This window comes from Phytobacter sp. V69 (assembly GCF_965644215.1).
Taxonomy (GTDB): Bacteria; Pseudomonadota; Gammaproteobacteria; order Enterobacterales; family Enterobacteriaceae; genus Phytobacter.
Map to the genome: position 1 here is coordinate 1 of NZ_CBFFRL010000474.1, position 771 is coordinate 771.

The 771-nt window shown below is 49.3% G+C and carries 1 pseudogene; it reads left to right on the top strand.

Annotated elements, in window-relative coordinates:
• Window positions 1-468 precede the first annotated feature (468 nt).
• Window positions 469-699: pseudogene (locus tag ACSZPU_RS26070) on the top strand (PhzF family phenazine biosynthesis protein); the annotation flags it as partial.
• Window positions 700-771: the final 72 nt, after the last annotated feature.

The window sequence follows — 771 nt, forward strand, 5'->3', positions numbered from 1 at the left end:
GTAGCGAGCCATAGTTCAATATGTTGTTGAAAAAGACAGTTACTATAACTCAGGTGATTAAGGGACACAGCCTAGCGAACAATCTTCCTGTGAACTGACTTATGCCCGGCTCCTGGTATGACGGTGAGCGAATCTTGCGTGGGTTGGACGTTGGGCAAATCCAGATTGCAATCGCATCCGGGTGTTCCTGCCGGTTAACCAGGGGGAGAGTTAAAATGGATAAATAGCGTCAACTTCATGCTGAAAAACGCAAAGGCAGGAGGTGGCTCAAATGTTTCGCCAGGATAAATTACTCGACTATGGTCATCAATTACCCGACCTGTGCGAAGCGGTCTGGCATCGTTTCCATTGCTGATGGAAATGCGCTCTGGCAGAAAGTAGGCCTCCACGTTTATTGTGTTCATAAGCCTGCGATGGCAGGTACTTCACCATTCCCGGCGCAGATGCACATTGAATTCAGGGCAGAAAATGAAAAGACGTTATGTCGTTGCAGATGTTTTTACGAATACCCCATTTGTTGGCAACCCCGTTGCAGTGGTGTTGGATGCGCAAGGGATGAGCACCGGGCAAATGCAGCAGATTGCCGCCGAGTTCGGTTACAGCGAAACGACCTTTGTGCTGCCGCCTGTCGATAGCGCGAACACGGCGCATGTGCGCATTTTTACCCCCACGCGTGAAATACCTTTCGCCGGGCATCCTAGATAGTGTCGTCACGAGGATAAAAATCATTGATAATAGGGCCTTCTAATCAGAAGGCCCTATTATCATGAC